Below are 16,576 nucleotides of genomic sequence, written 5' to 3' on the forward strand. Positions count from 1 at the left end.
CCACCCTCGTTCGACCGGCCCGTGCCCGGACGCACCATGACAAGGGGAGGCAGGCGCACATGGGTATGAGCGTGACCATCTCTGCGGCGGTCGAAGGCGACGCCGAGCAAATCCTCAAGCTCCAGTACCTGTGCTTCCAGAGCGAGGCCGAGGCGTACGGCGACTACGCCATCGCTCCCCTGACCCAGACCCTGGAGGGGCTGCGGGCCGAAATGGCCGCGGGTTGCGTGCTGGTGGCCCGCCTCGGCGACGAAGTCGTCGGCTCCGTGCGGGGAGCGGTCGACGCCGACGGCACCGCCCGCATCGACAGGCTCTGCGTGCACCCCCGGCTCCAGCGGCACGGCCTCGGCGGGCGGCTCCTCGCCGCCATCGAGGACCGGCTCGCGGCGGAGCGCGACGCCAAGCGCTACCACCTCGTCACCGGGCACCGCAGCGAGGGGAATCTGCGGTTGTACCGGAAGTACGGCTACACGACGACGGGCAGCACCGACAGGGACCGCAAGGTGCGGCTGACGTCGATGACGAAGGACGCCTCGGGTGCCGCGGCCGGGGCGAAGGCCCGTGGAGCGGGCGGTTCAGCCGCGCTCGGAGCGAGCGCCTGACAGAGGCTCAGCTCGCGTCGGCCCGGGAACGGCGCAGCCACAGCAGCCCCGTCACCGGCAGGACGACCGGAATGAAGAGATAGCCCATGCCGTAGTCCGACCACACTGTCGCGTCCGGGAAGGCCGACGGCTCGGCAAGCGTCCAGGTGCCCACCGTCAGCACCCCCAGCAGCTCCACGCAGCAGCACGCGAAGGCGGCCCGTCGGGCCCGCTCGCCTCCCCGTACGAGAGACAGCGTGATGAACGCGTAGACGAGCGCCGCGACGGCCGAGAGCAGATAGGCCAGGGGCGCCTCGTCGAAGCGCGTCGTCAGCTGGACGATGGAGCGGGACGCGGCACCCACGGTGAAGATCCCGTAGAGCGTGACGAGCAGCGTGCCCGGGCCCTTGCCGATGCCGGCTCGGCGCGCCGGAGCTTCCGCAGGTGGCGCGGCCGTGGGGCGCGGTCCGTCCTCCGGGCTCTCCGGCGCGGGGCGCGGTGCTTCAGGCGCCACGGCCGCCTCCCCAGATCTCGTGCAGCCGCGCCTGGAGCACGGCGAGCACCACTGCGCCCGCGGCGACGGTGAGCGACCCCCAGCGGGTCCGCTCCGTCAGCGAGATCAGCCCCACGACCGGCACGCAGGCGGCGACGGCGGCCAGATACGCGACGAAGATCACGGTCCCCTCAGCGGGCTCGCCGCCGCCGGTCAGGCGCACGATGCCGACGACGAGCTGCGCGAGGGCGAGCAGCGAGACCACGGCCATGCCGATGAAGTGCCAGTCCTTGGTGGGCTGATCGCGGTAGGCAGCCCAGCCGCACCACACCGCCAGGGCGAGCGCGGCCACGGCGAGGGCGACGGTGAGCGGGGTGAACACGCTGCGAAGTCTAGGAGGGGGCCCGGAGGCGGCCGCGCCCGGGACCGGGCGGGCGGTCCGGAGCGGGGCGAGGGGAGTTCGCGACCGCGACGCCCGGTGACGGCGCGGGCACACGCGGGCACGGCCATGGCACGAGCGCCTGCGCCGGGACCCGTACGGGGGCCGTGCCGGGACGCGTGCCTGCGCCTGTGCCTGAGCCGTACCGGAACCGTGCGCGGAACCGCGTGGCGGGAGCCGGGGAAGGTCCCCGTATCGACAAGTCGGCAAGCCGCGCCGCGTCCCGCCTGCGAAGGGGGCTCTGGCACTGCGCACAGCGCGTCCGATGCTGCATGCTGTGCACTGCGGCAATCGTCTGGTGCACCCAGGGCCCCCTGCCGGCGGTCCTCCCAGCACGGCCGGCAGACCCCGCGGTGGTCTTCTGGGGGAGCGACACCCCCAGCCCCTCGAACCGTATGGAGCGGCACATGACTTCGACCTTTCCGGACGTCTCGATCAGCACGGACCGACTCGTGCTGCGCCCGTTCGAGGAAGCCGACGTGCCCTCGCTCACCGAGATGATGCGCGACGAACTCGTGGCGGCCTGGACCACCGTGCCGGTTCCCTACCGCGACGCCGACGCGCGCGAGTTCATCCTGCGCCGCGCCCCGGCCGTGCGCACCGAGGGCGAGGGCATCGTCTTCGCCGTCGCCGAGTTCCTCACGCAGCGCCTGGTCGGCCTGGTCAAGCTGGACCACACCGACTGGCGGATCCTCGGTGCCGAGGTCGGTTACGTCACGGCACCGTGGGCACGCGGCGAGGGCTACGCCTCCGAGTCGGTGCTCGCCGTGGCCCAATGGCTCTTCCAGGACCAGAAGTTCGAGCGTCTGGAGCTGCGCACCGCCGCGGACAACACCGCCGCACAGCAGGTCGCGCAGAAGCTCGGCTGCATCAGCGAGGGGGTGCTGCGCAACGCCTGGATAGCGCGCACCCGCACCGAGGACGGCGGCTGGGCCGAGATCCGCACCGATCTGCTCGTGTGGAGCCTGCTGCCGGAGGACCTCGACGGCATCCCGGAACAGCTCGCCGACGCCGGGGGCTACGCCCCGTACCCGGACTGGCTGCACTCGCCGCGGTAGGGCTCGGCGCCTCCCGCCGCCCCGGCGCGTGCGCGCAGCACGCCGTAAATCCCGTACGTGGCCTCCTCGTACGCCACCCGCTGCCGCCGGCGTGCCGAACGCGAACGCCGAACGCCTCACGCCCGCCCTCGACTTCGCGGTGCGCGCGGTGCGCAGCATGACCGCGGCGGTGCGCAGCCACGCCCGGCTGCCGCGCGGCGCAAATCCCGCCGTAGGCCCGCATATCCGGAACGTCTGCGGTACCCGACCTCCGGCGTCCGCCGCTGCGGAGGTAGGCTCGACGAGCCCCGAGCCCCTGCGACGAGCACAGACGAGCCCAGGAGACACGCACCGATGGCCGACCGCGTCACCGTGATCGGGTGGGACGGTTCGCCCTTGTCAGGCGCCGCCCGCTCCGCTCTCGGCGCGGCCACGCTCGTCGCCGGAGCCGCGCACCATCTCCAGCAGCCCGAAGTCCCGCAGCACGCCGAGCAGATCAGGCTGGGCAGCGTGTCGCTCGCGGCGAGCCGCATAGCCCGCCACCGCGGCACCGCCGTCGTCTTCGCGGACGGCGACCCCGGTTTCTTCGGCGTCGTACGTACGCTGCGCGCCCCGGAACACGGTCTGGAGGTCGAGGTCGTCCCCGCCGTATCCGCGATGGCCGCCGCCTTCGCCCGCGCCGGAATGCCGTGGGACGACGCGCAGTTGGTGGTCGCCAACTCCCGCACGCTCCGCCACGCGGTCAACGTCTGCCGTGCTCACACCAAGGTCGGAGTGCTCACCTCGCCGGGCGCCGGGCCGGCGGAACTCGCGCTGCTGCTGGGCACGGTGCACCGCACGTTCGTCATCTGCGAGGCGATGGGCACCGAGCAGGAGGAGGTGACCGTCCTCACATCGGACAAGGTCGCCGACCACACGTGGCGCGACCCGAACGTGGTGATCGTGGCGGGCGGTTCGACGGGGCCGGTCGTTCCCCGGCCCGGCGAAGCGGGGAGCGGACGCGGCGCGGGGCAGGGGCCCGGGCCCGCACCCGGTGGACACGGCAGCGGATGGCTCGCCGCCCACGGCCCGGACTATCCGCCCGCCGTGCGCGGTTGGGCGCTCCCGCCGAGCCACTACGCGGACGGCGACGGAGCCGACGCGGGCGAGTGGGGAAGACCCGGCGGCCTGCCCGTCGGGGAAGGACCCGGCGGGGGCATGCGGGAGCGCGCCGCAGCCCCGGCGGTGCGCGCGAGCGAGTCGCGGCAGCTGCGCGCCGGCCAACTCGCCCGGCTCGGGCCGCGCATCGGGGACCTCGTGTGGGACATCGGCGCCGGCAGCGGCGCCCTCGCCGTCGAGGCGGCACGTTTCGGCGCCGCCGTCATCGCCGTGGACCGCGACGCGGCCGCCTGCGTGCGCATCGCGGCGGCGGCCCGGCGGTTCGGCGTACAGCTGGAGACCGTGCACGGCACGGCACCGCAGGTCCTGGAGGATCTGCCGGAGCCGGACGTGGTGCGCGTGGGCGGCGGAGGCGTTCCCACCGTCACGGCGGTCGTCGACAGGCGCCCCGGTCGCATCGTCACCCACGCCGCGACGCGGGACGAGGCGGAGGCGATCGGAAGGGCGCTCGCCGAGGGCGGATACGCCGTGGAGTGCGCCCTGCTTCAGTCCGTGGAGCTGGACACCACGGAGTGGGTGGAAAGTGAACGAGCTGTCGTTTTCCTGCTTTCCGGTGTCCGGACCTGAACCTCCGTGCCCACCCCGTGACGAACCACGACGAAGTGCTGTTTCTCACCCTGCCGTGGACGGCGTCCGGCTCCGCCACCGGTAGGCTGACGGATCGTTGTGCCGCCATGCGGTGTTGACGCTTCGTCCGTCAATGTCCGGATGGCGCGTGGGAGGAGAACGTGCCGCACGGTGTGCGCGCTCGTTCTCCATCTACGGGGCCCGGCGGCTGTCCGCAGGGGCTTGGAGAAGCACTACCGATGGGCGAGGGGTACGCATGACTGACACCGGCCGGATCCCGGGTGAGGGGCAGCCGGAGAATGCAGGCGGGCAGTCGGACGGCCAGCAGCCGGACTTCGCGGTGAACGGTCCCTACCCCTACGCGGGACCGGGCGACGCCCTCGGCGACGTACAGGCTCCCGGGGCGATGCCCACCGACCCGGAGCTGCTGCTGCCGGGTGCGCCGCAGGGCGCGTGGAACGAGCAACTCCCGGCCCAGCATGATCCGTACGCCGTGCAGTACGCCGCGTACGGACAGCAGGCGCACTACATGCCGCAGGACTCGTACGTGCAGCAGGATGCGTACGTGCAGGAGAACCCCAACGGACACATGGACCAGTACGGCGGTCAGGCGCAGCAGCCACAGCCCCAGCCGCAGCCCCAGCCGGTGTCCGTACCCGAGGACGCTCAAGCAGTGCCCGGAGCCGAGCAGTTCGCGCCCGCACCGGCCCCCGCCCATGTGCCCGGTCCGCACGAGATGGACGGACGCGATTCCGGCGCCATCGACACCGGCGCGGTCCGTGCGGCGTTCCCTGAGGCAGCCCAGCAGACGCCCCCCAAGGGAACGCCGCGCGACCGGACGCCTCCCCGGCGGCCGCTGCACCTGGGCCCGCCCGAGCCCGAACAGTCCGGAGCGGTGCGTCCGCTCTCCGACCGCGGGATCGGCGGCAGGCCGGGCCGGGGCTCGAAGGGTGCGGCCACCGGCGGCACTTCGGGTGCGGCGTCCGTACGGGCACAGGCACCGGAAACCGCCGCGCAGGGGCAGGCACAGCCGCAGCACGACGCCGCGCAGCCCCAACCTCAGCCGCAGGCACAACCCCAGCCCGAGCCCCAGCCCCAGGCTCAATCGCAGCCGTCGACGCAGCAGGCCGAAGACACCGCGCAGCAGGGCGAGTTCACGCCTGCGGACGGCGACGTCGCGCAGCAGGACGCGACCGGAGCGGCCGGGAGCCCCGAGTACCTGGACGGCGCGCAGCAGGCCGCCGAGATGCTGCCCGGCCCCCAACTCGGGGCGCTGCCGCCGCAGGACGAGATGTGGACGGTGGACGGCCAGGCTCCGGTCGCCGGGCAGGAGGCGGTTCCGCAGGCTCAGGGGTCGCCGGATTCGCCGGAGGCACAGCAGGCGCAGCAGGAACAGCAGGTCATGGCCTACGCGGGTGCCCAACTGCCCGCGGGCGCCCCGGAGAACGCACCACAGCACGTCCCAGTGGACGAGCAGGCCGCGTCCGGCATGCCCGGTGCCACCGCGCAGCAGGCAGAGGACTCCGCGGATGCGAGCCCGGCCCCGGCGGCCGGTGCACAGGACGAGCAGGCGCCCGCGCCCCGGCCCGGCGGCCGGAGGGGGCGTCGCCGGCGCGCGAAGCCCGAGAGCAGCAACGAGAGCACGGGCACCGGCAACACCTGGGTCTCCTCTCCCGGTTCGACGGCGGTCGAGGCCATCGAGCCCCGGCAGCAAGGCACTTCCGGGCCGGAGGAGGGCGACGGCGCAGCGGCGTCCGCGCAGCAGGGCGTACCGGAGGCGGAGGGCACCGCCCCGGCGGCGGACGAGGCGAGGATCCCGGCTCAGCAGCAGGCGGGAGAAGCCGGTGCCGCCGGGCAGGCCGGAAGCGCCGGAAGCGCCGCAAGCACCGCAAGCACCGCGGGAATCCCCGCTCAGCAGAGCAGGCATATCGAGACGCCCGCCGCGCACGAGCATCAGGCGGAGCCCGGTCAGGCCGCCCAAGACCCGGTCGCCGTACAGGCGGATGCGGCACAGCCGGATGCGACGGCGGCCCCGGAGGCCGCGCAGTCCGACGCGGGAGCGACGGTGCCGAGGCAGGGGCAGCACGCCCGACCGGAGGCCGAAGTCCCGCCGGGGCAGCCGGATTCCAGCGCCGCCGAGGCCGTTCCGGCTCCGGCTCCGGCCCCGGACGCCGGAGGTCCGGCGGCGGAGGCGCCCGCGACGGAGGCGCCGACGGCGGAGGGTGCGGCGCTGCCGATGCCCGCCGCTCAGATAAGCGATGACGGCCAGGCGCCCACGGCCTCGCCGACCGACGGCGAGAGCGCCGGAGAAGCCGCGGACCCCGCGGCTTCGTCCCCGGCGGCCGAGACGGGAGCGGAGGCTGACCAGGTGAGCGCAGCGGAGACAGGCGCGGAGACAGGCCCGGAGGCCGCTCCGGAAGCCGTGACGGAGCCGGACCAGGAGCCCGGGGCGGTCTCCGAAGTCGCCGGAGCGGACGCCGAGCCCGGGCCCGGAGGCGACAGCGCGACCGGTCCCGTGGCCGGGGCCGGGCCGGTGACCCCGACCGACACCGGGGCCGGAACCGAGACCGAGCCTGAGTCCGGGGCCGGAACCGAGACCGAGCCTGAGTCCGAGGCCGGAACCGAGACCGAGTCCGAGTCCGAGGCCGGAACCGAGACCGAGTCCGAGTCCGAGGCCGAGGCCGGAGCGGCGGTCACTCCTGCCCGGCCCGCGCCGACCGGCCCCCCGGCCCCCGGCTACGCCGACGACGAGCGCGAAGCCGTACACCGTCTGATGCGCGAGCGCCGCGACATCCGCAACGGCTTCCGCCCCGACCCCATCCCGCACGACGTGCTGCTGCGCGTCCTCGAAGCGGCCCACACGGCGCCCAGCGTCGGCCACTCGCAGCCCTGGGACTTCGTCGTGATCCGCTCCGAGGAGACCCGGCGCGCCATGCACGAACTCGCCGAGCAGCAGCGCCACGCCTACGCCGAGTCCCTGCCGAAGGGCCGCGCGAAGCAGTTCAAGGAACTGAAGATCGAGGCGATCCTCGACACCCCCGTCAACATCGTCGTCACCGCCGACCCGACCCGCGGCGGCCGCCACACCCTCGGCCGTCACACGCAGCCGCAGATGGCGCCGTACTCCTCGGCGCTCGCGGTGGAGAACCTGTGGCTGGCCGCCCGCGCAGAAGGGCTGGGCGTCGGCTGGGTCAGCTTTTTCGACGAGCGTGAGATGGTGCGCGCGCTGGAGCTGCCGGAGCATCTGGAGGTCGTGGCCTACCTGTGCGTCGGCTACGTCGACGAGTTCCCGCCGGAGCCGGAGCTGGCCCAGGCGGGCTGGTCCAAGCGCCGTCCGCTCTCCTGGGTCGTGCACGAGGAGTCGTACGGACGCCGTGTGCTGCCCGGTGCGGAGCCGCAGGACCTGCTCTCCGACACCGTCGCCGCCATCCGTCCCCTGGACGCGAAGGCGCTCGGCGAGGCGTGGGAACGGCAGAAGCGCATGACCAAGCCGGCCGGTGCGCTCGGCATGCTGGAGATCATCTCGGCGCAGCTGTGCGGGCTCTCACGCAAGTGCCCGCCGCCGCTGCCGGAGCCCGCAGCCGTCGCGATCTTCGCGGGGGACCACGGCGTGCACGCCCAGGGCGTCACCCCGTGGCCGCAGGAGGTGACGGCCCAGATGGTCGCCAACTTCCTCGGCGGCGGCGCCGTCTGCAACGCGTTCGCGAACCAGGTCGGCGCCGAGGTGTGTGTCATCGACGTGGGGGTGGCGACCGAACTCCCGTCCACACCCGGCCTGTTGCCACGCAAGGTGCGGGCGGGCACCGCCGACATGACACAGGGCCCGGCGATGACCCGTGAGGAGGCCCTGCGGGCCGTCGAGGTGGGCATCGAGACGGCGCGCGACCTCGTCGCGGCGGGCAACAAGGCGCTGCTCACGGGCGAGATGGGCATCGCCAACACCACGGCCTCGGCCGTGCTCGTCGCGGCCTGTACCGGAGCGGACCCGTCCGAGGTGACCGGCCGCGGCACGGGCATCAACGACGAGACGCACGCCCGCAAGGTCGACGTCGTGCGGCGCGCCCTCGAAGTGCACCAGCCCGATCCGGAGGACCCGCTGGGCATGCTGGCCGCGGTCGGCGGCCTCGAACACGCGGCGCTGGTCGGACTGATCCTCGGCGGCGCCTCCCTTCGTACGCCGGTGATCCTCGACGGCGTCAGCGCGGGGGCCGCCGCCCTGGTCGCTCGCTGCGTCGCCCCGGAGGCGCTGGCGGCCTGCATCGCGGGGCACCGCAGCTCCGAGCCCGGGCACGTGGCGGCTCTCACGAAGCTCGGGCTGCGCCCGCTGGTCGACCTGGACCTGCGGCTCGGCGAGGGCACGGGCGCGCTGCTGTCGCTCCCGCTGGTGCAGAGCGCGGCGCGCGCCATGCACGAGGTCGCGACGTTCGACTCGGCGGGAGTCACGGGGAAGGGCTGAACCGACAGGCCGGTCAACCAGCAGAATCAGCCGAACCAGCAGATCCAGTCGTACCGGAAGATCCGCGTCGGGCGGTCGGCCCACAGCCGACCGCCCGCGTTCGCCCGGCGAGGGGCGTGCGCGCAAGGCCGCGTACGGACGCCCGACGTACGGACTGATCCACGGAGCAGATGCACCGAGCCGGTGCATGCAGCACCCGCACGCAACCCGAACCCCGAACTCCCGGGCCCACGGCCCGGACCCGGCTCCGGCCTCGCAGGTCAGCCCGGCTCAGCACAACCCCGTCCGCAGTGATCCGCGGAACAGCGGCGCCACCCGCCGCGCCATAGGCTGTACGCGAGTTTGCAAGCGACGTCCCCACGCATGATTTCCGCCGCTCCAGCGCCGCAGCGGCCCGTTCCCGCAAGCAAGGAGCCGCACCCGCATGTCCGATTCCGAGTCCGTGACCGGGTCCGGTTCCCGGTCCGATGCCGGGACCGACCACCCCGCCTACCCCGTGGGTCTCCGCCTCGCCGGGCGCCGGGTCGTGGTCGTCGGCGGCGGGAGCGTCGCCCAGCGGCGACTGCCCGCGCTGCTCGCCGCGGGCGCGGACGTGCTGCTGATCGCCCCCGCCGTCACCGCGTCCGTCGAGGCCATGGCCGATGCGGGCGAACTGACGTGGCAGCGCCGTCCGTACGCAGACGGAGATCTGGACGGCGCCTGGTACGCGCTGATCGCGACCGACGACCCGGCGACCAACCGGGCCGCGTCCGCCGAGGCGGAATCCCGCCGCGTGTGGTGCGTGCGCAGCGACGACGCCTCGGCCGCGACCGCCTGGACGCCCGCGACCGGGCAGAGCGAGGGCGTCACCGTCGCCGTGCTCACCGGGCGCGACCCGCGCCGCTCCGCCGCCGTCCGCGACGCCGTCGTCGAAGGGCTGCACGACGGCACGCTCACCGCGCCCCGGCACCGCGGACGCACCGGGGGAGTCGCCCTCGTCGGCGGCGGCCCCGGCGACCCCGACCTGATCACGGTGCGCGGGCGCAGGCTGCTCGCCGAGGCGGACGTCGTCGTCGCCGACCGCCTGGGCCCCCGTGACCTGCTGGCCGAACTGCCCCCGCACGTCGAGGTGATCGACGCGGCGAAGATCCCGTACGGGCGGGCCATGGCGCAGGAGGCCATCAACGACGCGCTCGTCGAGCACGCCAAGGCCGGCAGGTCCGTCGTACGTCTCAAGGGCGGCGACCCGTTCGTCTTCGGCCGCGGCATGGAGGAGGTGGAGCAGCTCGCCGAGGCCGGGGTCCCGGTCACCGTCGTGCCGGGCATCACCAGCGCGATCAGCGTTCCGGGCGCCGTCGGCATCCCCGTCACCCACCGCGGCGTCGCGCACGAGTTCACCGTCGTCAGCGGCCACGTCGCCCCCGACGACCCGCGGTCCCTCGTGGACTGGCCGGCGCTCGCCCGGCTGCGCGGCACGCTCGTCCTGCTCATGGCGGTGGAACGCATCGGCGCCATCGCGGAGACCCTGGTGCGCCACGGCAGGGACGCGGCCACGCCCGTCGCCGTCGTGCAGGAGGGAACGACGGCGGGGGAGCGGCGCGTCGACGCCACCCTCGCGACGGTCGCGGAACGGGCCGCGGAGGAGGGCGTACGGCCCCCGGCGGTCATCGTCGTCGGGGACGTGGTGTCCGTGGGAACCCGGGACCGAGGCTGACGAGAACGACCGTGACCGGAATCATCCCCGTCGACGATCCCGCCGACCCCCGGCTGTCCGACTTCACGGGGCTCACCGACGTCGAGCTCCGCCGCCGGCGCGAGCCCGCCGAGGGCCTCTTCATCGCGGAGGGCGAGAAGGTCATCCGCCGTGCCCTGCAAGCCGGTTACCCGATGCGCTCGATGCTGCTCTCGGAGAAGTGGGTCCCCGTCATGCGGGACGTGATCGACGAGGCGCACGCCCCCGCATACGTGATCAGCCCCGCACTCGCCGAGCAGGTCACCGGCTACCACGTGCACCGTGGTGCGCTCGCCTCCATGGGACGCACCCCCCTGCCCGCACCCGCCACGCTGCTGTCGGCGTCGAGACGGGTGGTGATCATGGAGGCGGTCAACGACCACACCAACATCGGGGCGATATTCCGCAGCGCCGCCGCCCTCGGCATGGACGGAGTGCTGCTCTCGCCGTCCTGCGCGGATCCGCTCTACCGGCGGTCCGTAAAGGTGTCGATGGGCGCGGTCTTCTCCGTGCCGTACGCACGGCTCGCAGCCTGGCCGCACGACCTGGAGTCCGTGCGCGACGCCGGCTTCCGGCTGATGGCGCTCACCCCGGACGCGAACGCCGTCCCGCTCGACGAGTCGGGGGCGGACCGGCTGCCGCGGGTGGCGCTGCTGCTCGGCGCCGAGGGCGGCGGGTTGTCGATACGGGCCATGCGCGCCGCCGACGAACGCGTACGCATCCCGATGGCTCACGGCGTGGACTCGCTCAACGTCGGTGCCGCCGCCGCGGTCGCCTTCTACGCGGTGACGAGGACGTGAGGCGCCTCGGCTCTCGGGCGGTGCGGTCAGAGGTGGTGTGGCTCAGAGCTGAGGCGGCTCAGAGGTGGTGCGGCCGCACCATGGCCGCGTCCGGTGCCTCCCGCGTGCCGGTGTCCGCCGACGCGTGCGCCGCGTGATCTGACGTCCCGTGAGCAGGGGTTCCGTGAGCCGGGGCCGTGGGCGCCGGACGCTCGGGACCCCGGCCGTCGCCGAGGCCGCGCGCCGGTCCCTGACAGCCCTGAGCCGCCGCGATCCCCAGCGCCACGAGCAGGGTCACCGTCACGAACACCACGAGCCGCTGCCGCAGCAGCCTCCGGTCCGCCACGCGCCGCGCGGAGCCCTGGCCCTGATCGCGGCCTCCCGTGCCGGGCCGCCGCGCCTGTCCGCCACGCGGCCCGGCGGCTCCGTTGCCGCCCGCGCGCGTGGCAGTACGCGAAGGGGCGCGGCTTCCCGTACCGGCCCCGGCGGCGCGGTCGCCGGCACGGGGCGTGGACGCGCGGGACGATCCCGCGTGGCCACCGGCACCGGACGCGGAACCGCCCGTGGCACCCGTCGCACGCGAGGCGCCCGACGTGCCGTGGTCGCGGTGATGGTCGCGGTGCCGCTCCTTGCGGGACGCCTCGGCACGCTGCCGTCCGCGCTCCTCGGAGCGGCGCACGCGGGCGCGGTCGCCCGGCGGCCTCGACCTCGGCACGGCGCCTCCGCGGCCGCCCGGCCCGCTCGCCGAACCCCCGGACGAGGACGTCCTGTTGGAGCCGTTGCCGGTTCCCGCGCCGCCGGCCCGGGACGCCGGGGGGCGAGCGCCGCCCGCGGGTCCGCTGCCGGTGGCCGGTCCGCCGCCGTTGCCCCTGGTACCCGGACTCCCCGGGGAACCCGCAACGCCAGGCCCGTCCGGCGCCGGCGAACCGTACGAGCCATGTGATCCGTGCGATCCGTGCGGGTGCGGCCCGTGCGAGCCGTTGGCGGGGCCGTTGCGGCTCGCCGCGTCCGCTCCGGCCGAGCCGCCGCCCGGCTGTTCGGACAGGCCGCGCGCCTCCCGCGCCGCGATCTCCTTCAGCCGGAGCGAGAGCTGGAGCGGGCTGGGACGCTCCTCGGGGGTCTTCACCAGACACGCGTGGATGAGCGGAGCGAGCGAGGCGTGCACACTCTCCAGCTGCGGCTCCTCGTGCACCACCCGGTAGAGCATCACTTCCGAACTGCCCTGCCCGAAGGGGGAGTCGGCGGTCGCCGCGTACGCCAGCGTCGCCCCCAGGGCGAACACATCGGTCGCGGGCGTGACCAGCGCGCCCCGCACCTGCTCGGGCGCGAGGAACCCGGGCGAGCCCACGGCCGTGCCCACATGCGTCAGCGTGCTCGCACCCGTCGCCCACGCGATGCCGAAGTCGATGATGCGCGGCCCCTTGGGGGACAGCAGGATGTTCGACGGCTTGAGATCGCGGTGTACGACACCGGCCTCGTGCACGGCGACCAGCCCCTCCGCCAACGCCGCCCCGATGGACGCCACTTGGCTGGCCGGAAGGGGGCCGGACTCGGTCACCTTGTCGTGCAGCGCCGGGCCCGGCACGTACTGCGTCGCGAACCACGGACGGTCCGCCTCCAGATCCGCCGCGACCAGCCGTGCCGTACAGCCGCCGCGGATGCGGCGCGCGGCCGACACCTCGCGGGCGAAGCGCGAGCGGAACTCCTTGTCCTCGGCGAGATCCGGACGGATCACCTTCAGCGCGACCCGCTGCCCGCGCCGGTCCGAGCCGAGATAGACCACGCCCATCCCGCCGGCGCCCAGCCGTCTGTGCAGCCTGAACGAGCCGACGACTCGCGGATCCTCGCGTCGGAGCCGCATCATCGCCATGTCGTTCCCCTGCCTGAGGTGGTGGGCCCGCCCTCGGTCACCGGGTGCCCCTGATCGTTTCCTAGCGCGTCCGTCTGACGAGGCACAGCTTACGGACTGCTCCCGTGCGGCGACGACAGGCCGCGCACGCGCCGCCGCACGCGATGCACGCCCCGGATCGGGACGCCGTCCCGTGCCCAACTCACGTGCACCGCCCGGACGGAGCCCCCCCAGAGCACACCAACGGCCCACCCGGGTACGCGATTTGACGGGGTGCAGACCGCCCGGTCGCCCGCGTGGCACCTCTCCCGGGGCGCCCGCCCGCCGCGTACGCCCGGCCCGGCGGCGGGAGTTGACGGGCCGGAAGCGCCCCGGCCCGCAGTGCGCGTGGTGAGCTATGTCACCTGTTCACGTCACCTTTTCCTGTCACCCTGGGGCCTCCACTCGTACGCGTGGCCGCACCGTCTCGATGACGGCGTGCGCCCCGCGGCGGAGAACCGCCCGTCCCCGCACCGCCCCGTACCGCCGGGCCTGCCGCGTCCCAGCGCACGTACCCCTCAGGGAAGACCCTCGGACCGGCGGCGTACGCCTCCACCCTGGGGAGTATCCGGCGGGCCCCGCTGTCATCCTGCGGGAGGCCCCGCAGTCGATACGCGGGCATGACGCCCCGCCGCAGCCCCGCGCCTAGTCTTCTTGCAAGCGGCGGGCGAAGCACTCGTCCCCCGAGGTCAGTCGCCCGCCGCCCCGGGAAACGACAGGAGCGGACCATGGCGCACACGGCAGCGCGCGCGGCACGCAGAGCGCGCGGACGGTTGACGGCGCTCGCCGGCGTCGGCTCCCGTGGCAGCGACCGGCGGCATCCGCTGGTGGCGGCAGCCATGGTGCTGCCCTTGGCCATCATCCTCGCCATCGCCTTCGGGGCGGTGCAGGCGGTGGTCGCACAGGCGTCGTCCGTGGCCGGGATGCTGGGGCACTGAAGGTGCACCAGGCTCGGGAGAGCGGCCCGAGTCGGGGATTACCCGGCCATCAGCCCCGTGGGGACGGGGGTGCGACGGACGGCATTGAGGTCCGGGCAGCTGGGGAGCTGCCCGGACCTCACGTATGAGGGACTCACAGCCGGGTCTTGCGCGGACCGCTCCGCGTACGATCACACAGCGGGCCACGGCCGTCCGCAGCCGCGAAGCGGCCGTACCGGTCACAGGGGGTGGCAGTGCCGACGACGCCGACGCTCACGCTCACCGACCGGCTGTGCGCGCTCGCGCGCGAGACGGCCGCGCAGCGCACCCGCACCGGTACGGCTCCCGAGTCAGGTCCCGATCGCCGTCCCGTTCGGGGTCCTTGGGAAGCGGCTCCGGCCGTGCTCGCCGAGCGTCCCGACGCCACCGTCGTCGCCTTCGGGGACATCGTCGTCAAGGCACACCCGCCCGCCTCGCGGACCGACGCGGGCGAACTGACCGTACGGCTGTGCGTCGCCGCGCACCCCCGCCTCGGCCGCATCATGCTGGCACCGCTGACGCCGCGCGGAGTCCCCGCGAGGCAGTCGCTCGACGCCGCCCCGTACGTGGAGGGCGGCCGGCGGGTCACGCTCTGGCCGCGCGGCGAGCCCGTCGACCCGGAGGCTCCCGAATCCGCCCCGTGGGAGGCGGCGGGCACGCTGCTCGCCCGTCTGCACTCCGTCCCCGTAGAGGCGCTGTCCGTGCAACTGCCGCGTCCGCTCCCCGCGATGCGCGGACCCGCGAAGGCCGTACGCGCCATGGAGCGGATGCGGGCCGCGGTCGGCCGCGGCCCCGCCGGCACCGACCTCGCGGCGGCGGCCGGCAGCATCGAGGCCGCCTGGACGACGCTGCCCGCCTGGTGCAGGAACGAAGAGCCGCCGCCCCCGTCGCGCGCGGGCACGCTCTGCCACGGCGACTTCCACCTGGGCCAGTTGGTCAGCGAACCGGGGACCGGCGACTGGCGTCTCATCGACGTCGACGACCTCGGCCTCGGCGACCCGGCATGGGACCTCGCCCGGCCCGCGGCCTGGTATGCGGCGGGGCTGCTGCCCTCATCGTCCTGGTCCGCCTTCCTGGGCGCCTACCAGACGGAGACGGGCACGGCCTCCCATGACCCCTGGCCGCACCTCGACGCCCCCGCGCGGGCCCTCACCGTCCAGACGGCGGCGACGGCAATCGCCAAGGCCCAAGCCGCCCAACGCCCCCTGGACGGCACCGAAACGGCGTGCGTGCAGGCCTGCGAGCGCATCGCGGTCGCCGCCGACCCCGGACAACGTGCGGAGACGGGCCGTAGGCTGGATCCGCAGTAGCCGACGGTGAATACACCGACGTGGAGAGGAAGTCGACCATGCAGTGTCCCAAGTGCGGTGCGCCGATGCAGACGTTCAACCGCAACGGCGTCCAGATCGAACAGTGCGGCGGCTGCCGGGGAATCTTTCTCGACTACGGCGAACTCGAGGCGCTCACCCGCCTGGAATCCCAATGGACGCAGCCCGGCCCGCCTCCGGGCGGCGGGTACGGCCAGGGCCACGCGCCGCAGTCCTACCCCGCCGCGCCCGCCTGGGGCGCCCCGCACCACGGCCACCACGGCCACCACGGGCACGGCCACAAGCGCGGCTTCGGCCACATGCTCTTCTCGTCATGAGCCCTGCTCCCGCCGGGAGTTGAGCCACGCACAAAAGGTGCCCCGGCCGTCATCCGGCCGGGGCACCTTCACTGTGCGCGGTACTGGGATTGAACCAGTGACCTCTTCCGTGTCAGGGAAGCGCTCTCCCGCTGAGCTAACCGCGCGGGCTGTTGCGCCAGAGATATTGTCACGCCCTGACCTGCAAGACAAATCCGCGGGAGAGCGGGGGCGCCTCGCGCGCGGCCCGCACGTGTGCGCTCCCCGCGCCGGCCGTGCGCACTTGTGCGACGTGGCCCTCTGCTGCACGGTCGTCCGGGCTGCTCTGTCCCTCGGCGGATGGGAGATCGGATGACCGACTCGGCTGCTCCCTGGGCACGCGAGACCTTCGGCGACCTGGCCGAGCCGTTGGCCGCGGCCGTCGTCAAGAGCCTGACGCGGGCGCACGAGAGGGCACGCAGCGGGCAGGACGGCGTCCACACGCAGACGCTGGAGGCGTACGGACACGGGCTGTACGCGGCCCAGTTCGAGGAACTCGCGGCCGGCCTGGAGCACTTCGCCGAAGCCACCCCCGTCCGTCTGCGCGCCCGGACCGCCATGGTCGTCGCCGGCCACCTGATCTATCCCTTCCGGTACGCGAGCAGGAACCTGCCCGTCACCGCGGCCCGGCTGAAGAAGAAGGACGGCCTGCGGGCCGAGCTCATACGCGAGTTCGGCCCGGAGCCCATGCAGGGCGAACTCGACCTCGGCCTGGAGGAGTTCGAGGACCACGAGGTTCACCGCGGCCTCGCGCGGATCCCCCCCGGACACGAGCCTGGTCATCGTCGCGTACGCCTGCTCCATGAGCGAGGGCATCCTGAGGCTGGAGTGGGGCATCGCGGACCTCC

Annotated in this window: 11 protein-coding genes, 1 tRNA gene and 1 pseudogene; 9 read left to right on the plus strand and 4 right to left on the minus strand. The window is 74.2% G+C overall.

Translation table 11 applies throughout. The features are described from left to right. Positions 1-59 precede the first annotated feature (59 nt). The gene (locus tag QQM67_RS09975; protein ID WP_314173328.1) at positions 60-602 is read left to right on the plus strand and encodes a GNAT family N-acetyltransferase; all 543 of its coding nucleotides are present in this window, start codon (positions 60-62) and stop codon (positions 600-602) included. 7 nt (positions 603-609) lie between these two features. On the opposite strand, the gene QQM67_RS09980 is transcribed toward QQM67_RS09975, so the two are convergent. Both QQM67_RS09980 and QQM67_RS09985 read right to left on the minus strand, forming a co-directional pair. Beyond that, on the minus strand, positions 610-996 hold the full coding sequence (locus tag QQM67_RS09980; protein WP_314173754.1) for a hypothetical protein: 387 nt from the start codon (positions 994-996) through the stop codon (positions 610-612). Between the two features lie 88 nt (positions 997-1,084). Then, a complete protein-coding gene (locus tag QQM67_RS09985) occupies positions 1,085-1,456 on the minus strand; it encodes a hypothetical protein (RefSeq protein ID WP_314173330.1) in 372 nt (123 codons plus the stop codon). Positions 1,457-1,920: 464 nt separating this feature from the next. Here QQM67_RS09985 and QQM67_RS09990 point away from each other — a divergent pair, with 464 nt between their 5' ends. From QQM67_RS09990 to QQM67_RS10010, 5 genes are all read left to right on the plus strand, one after another. Then, positions 1,921-2,571 carry a GNAT family N-acetyltransferase gene (locus QQM67_RS09990; RefSeq protein WP_314173331.1) on the plus strand — a complete coding sequence of 217 codons (651 nt, stop codon included), beginning with the start codon at positions 1,921-1,923 and terminating at the stop codon, positions 2,569-2,571. Between the two features lie 333 nt (positions 2,572-2,904). Continuing rightward, positions 2,905-4,275, plus strand: coding sequence for a precorrin-6y C5,15-methyltransferase (decarboxylating) subunit CbiE (cbiE, locus tag QQM67_RS09995; protein WP_314173332.1), 1,371 nt, complete (start codon positions 2,905-2,907; stop codon positions 4,273-4,275). A 256-nt stretch (positions 4,276-4,531) separates the two neighbouring features. Further along, on the plus strand, positions 4,532-8,731 hold the full coding sequence (gene cobT / locus QQM67_RS10000) for a nicotinate-nucleotide--dimethylbenzimidazole phosphoribosyltransferase (protein WP_314173334.1): 4,200 nt from the start codon (positions 4,532-4,534) through the stop codon (positions 8,729-8,731). A 424-nt stretch (positions 8,732-9,155) separates the two neighbouring features. Further along, positions 9,156-10,424 (plus strand): uroporphyrinogen-III C-methyltransferase, encoded by a 1,269-nt coding sequence (cobA, locus tag QQM67_RS10005; RefSeq protein ID WP_314173335.1) that lies wholly within the window; start codon positions 9,156-9,158, stop codon positions 10,422-10,424. Positions 10,425-10,435: 11 nt separating this feature from the next. Beyond that, a complete protein-coding gene (locus QQM67_RS10010; protein ID WP_314173337.1) occupies positions 10,436-11,242 on the plus strand; it encodes a TrmH family RNA methyltransferase in 807 nt (268 codons plus the stop codon). A 991-nt stretch (positions 11,243-12,233) separates the two neighbouring features. Here the strand turns inward: QQM67_RS10010 and QQM67_RS30630 are convergent. Further along, positions 12,234-13,091: pseudogene (locus tag QQM67_RS30630) on the minus strand (serine/threonine-protein kinase); the annotation flags it as partial. A gap of 746 nt (positions 13,092-13,837) precedes the next feature. Between QQM67_RS30630 and QQM67_RS10020 the strand changes: the two are divergent. From QQM67_RS10020 to QQM67_RS10030, 3 genes are all read left to right on the plus strand, one after another. Then, positions 13,838-14,047, plus strand: a complete 210-nt coding sequence (locus tag QQM67_RS10020; protein WP_314173340.1) for a hypothetical protein — start codon at positions 13,838-13,840, stop codon at positions 14,045-14,047. Between the two features lie 233 nt (positions 14,048-14,280). Then, complete coding sequence (locus tag QQM67_RS10025; protein ID WP_399066043.1) at positions 14,281-15,375, plus strand: phosphotransferase; 1,095 nt, start codon at positions 14,281-14,283, stop codon at positions 15,373-15,375. A gap of 38 nt (positions 15,376-15,413) precedes the next feature. Further along, entirely contained in the window at positions 15,414-15,710 is a 297-nt protein-coding gene (locus QQM67_RS10030) for a TFIIB-type zinc ribbon-containing protein (RefSeq protein WP_314173341.1), read from the plus strand. Positions 15,711-15,784: 74 nt separating this feature from the next. On the opposite strand, the gene QQM67_RS10035 is transcribed toward QQM67_RS10030, so the two are convergent. Further along, positions 15,785-15,856 (minus strand) — tRNA-Val (locus tag QQM67_RS10035). Between the last annotated feature and the right edge of the window lie 720 nt (positions 15,857-16,576).

The organism is Streptomyces winkii (assembly GCF_032248595.1).
GTDB lineage: Bacteria > Actinomycetota > Actinomycetes > Streptomycetales > Streptomycetaceae > Streptomyces > Streptomyces winkii.

Bases quoted from the DNA above. Each gene is read 5' to 3' on its own strand.
- QQM67_RS09975 (WP_314173328.1), top strand. From the start codon at position 60: ATGGGTATGAGCGTGACCATCTCTGCGGCGGTCGAAGGCGACGCCGAG.
- QQM67_RS09990 (WP_314173331.1), top strand. From the start codon at position 1,921: ATGACTTCGACCTTTCCGGACGTCTCGATCAGCACGGACCGACTCGTG.
- cbiE (WP_314173332.1), top strand. From the start codon at position 2,905: ATGGCCGACCGCGTCACCGTGATCGGGTGGGACGGTTCGCCCTTGTCA.
- cobT (WP_314173334.1), top strand. From the start codon at position 4,532: ATGACTGACACCGGCCGGATCCCGGGTGAGGGGCAGCCGGAGAATGCA.
- cobA (WP_314173335.1), top strand. From the start codon at position 9,156: ATGTCCGATTCCGAGTCCGTGACCGGGTCCGGTTCCCGGTCCGATGCC.
- QQM67_RS10020 (WP_314173340.1), top strand. From the start codon at position 13,838: ATGGCGCACACGGCAGCGCGCGCGGCACGCAGAGCGCGCGGACGGTTG.
- QQM67_RS10030 (WP_314173341.1), top strand. From the start codon at position 15,414: ATGCAGTGTCCCAAGTGCGGTGCGCCGATGCAGACGTTCAACCGCAAC.